The organism is Streptomyces sp. NPDC002265 (genome assembly GCF_040296125.1).
Taxonomy (GTDB): domain Bacteria; phylum Actinomycetota; class Actinomycetes; order Streptomycetales; family Streptomycetaceae; genus Streptomyces.
Genome location: NZ_JBEOWS010000669.1, coordinates 1 through 1791, shown reverse-complemented (window position 1 = coordinate 1791; position 1791 = coordinate 1). Strand labels below are relative to the sequence as shown.

The following is a 1791-nucleotide window of genomic DNA, read 5'->3' as shown; positions in this document are numbered from 1 at the left end:
TTTCCCGGTGCGGCAGCATGGTCGACGGGCATGCTCGGGTAGTTCCGCCGACCTATGCAGCTGTCGAGGTGCCCGTTGTCCCTGCGCCCCCGTTCCGGTGAGCGAGTCCCGCCTCTGACCGCGCAGGTGGCGCGGGCGAGCAACCCGCGCGGCACGACGGCGATATGGGTGAGGGACCGCCTCGACGGGCTCTGGTGCGACGAGGACTTCGCGGACTGGTACCCCAGGGACGGACGTCCCGGGCTTTCGCCTGCTCAACTGGCCCTCGTCTGTGTGCTGCAGTTCCTGCTCGGCCTGTCGGACCGGCAGGCCGCCGAGGCGGTCCGCTGCCGTATCGACTTCAAGTACGCCATGGCCATGGAGCTGGACGATCCCGGCTTTCACCACAGTGTGCTGGCAGACTTCCGCGACCGTCTCGCTGAGGACGGCCGTGCTGACCGCCTCCTGGACCTCGCGCTGGCCCGGCTGAAAGAGGCCGGGCTGGTGCGCGAGCGCACCACACAGCGCACCGACTCCACCCACGTCCTGGCCGCGGTGCGTGACCTGACTCGCCTGGAGCTGATCACCGAAGCGGTCCGCGCCGCACTCGAAGAAGTCGCCGGCACGTCCCCACACCTGCTCGACGAGCTGGTCGGTGAGGACTGGGGGCACCGCTACGGTCGGCCGGTCCGCCTGGGCAAGAACCCCACCAAGCCCAAGACCAGGATCCTTGCCACCGGAAACGACGCCGCCCGGCTCCTGGAACACCTCCACCGTCGCGGAGCGGACCGCATGCCCGGTCCCCGTGTCCAGGCCCTGCGCCAGATCATGGTGCAGAACTACCACCGGGATGCCGCAGGGCACCTGCGCTGGCGCACCGCGGAGAAGGAAGGCGGACCCGGGCTGCCGCCCTCGTCGAGGGCAATCGTCTCGCCCTACGACACCTCCGCCCGCTACGCACGGCACGGACACATCATCAGCTGGAAGGGGTTCGCCGCCCATCTGACCGAATCCTGCGCTCCTGACGGCCCCAACGTGATCACGGATGTCGCCACCACCGCGGCCACCACCCACGACAGCCAGGTCCTGCCCGGCATCCACACCCGCCTGGCCCGCCGCGGGCTGCTGCCCGCCGAGCACCTGGTCGACGCCGGCTACACCTCCCTGCCCCACCTGGAACAAGCCGCTCGTGAACACCAGGTCACCGTCTCCGGGCCGCTGAAGAGCAACCCCACCCGTCAGCACCGCCGAGACGAGGGCTTCGCCCGGGACGACTTCCACATCGACTTCGATCGTCAGCAGGTCACCTGCCCGCAGGGGCAGGTCAGCGCGGGCTGGCACGGCCCCTACCCGACCTCCTCGCCCACCGCGGCCCCTTTGATCGTGGCACGGTTCACCAAGAGCCAATGCCGTCCCTGTCCAGCTCGCGCCCAGTGCACCAGCACCGCCGACAGCGCCCGCACCGTGGGCTTTGCCCCGCGCGAACTCCGTGACCTGCAACTCCGCTTCCGCGCTGAGCAACAGACGCCTGAGTGGAAGGCCCGCTATGCGGTCCGCTCCGGAGTGGAAGGCACGGTCAATGAGTTCGCCCACGGACACGGCATGCGCCGCTGCCGCTACCGGGGACAGGGAAAGGCCCACATCCAGCACGTCCTGACGGCCATCGCCGTCAACATCGAGCGCCTCAGCGGACTGGCACCGGCCGAGGAAGCTCCCACGCCCCGCCAGCCGACTGCCTTCCAGAACTACCTCGACCAACGCGAGATCCCTCGTCTGAAGTCCTGGCGCACCCTGGGTAGTTGACCTCGGCGG

At 69.5% G+C, this 1791-nt stretch carries 1 protein-coding gene; it reads left to right on the top strand.

Annotation, left to right across the window (positions count from 1 at the left end; translation table 11 throughout):
- Positions 1-168: 168 nt before the first annotated feature.
- The gene (locus ABT085_RS46135; protein ID WP_351623179.1) at positions 169-1782 is read left to right on the top strand and encodes an IS1182 family transposase; all 1614 of its coding nucleotides are present in this window, start codon (positions 169-171) and stop codon (positions 1780-1782) included.
- The last annotated feature ends 9 nt before the right edge of the window (positions 1783-1791 follow it).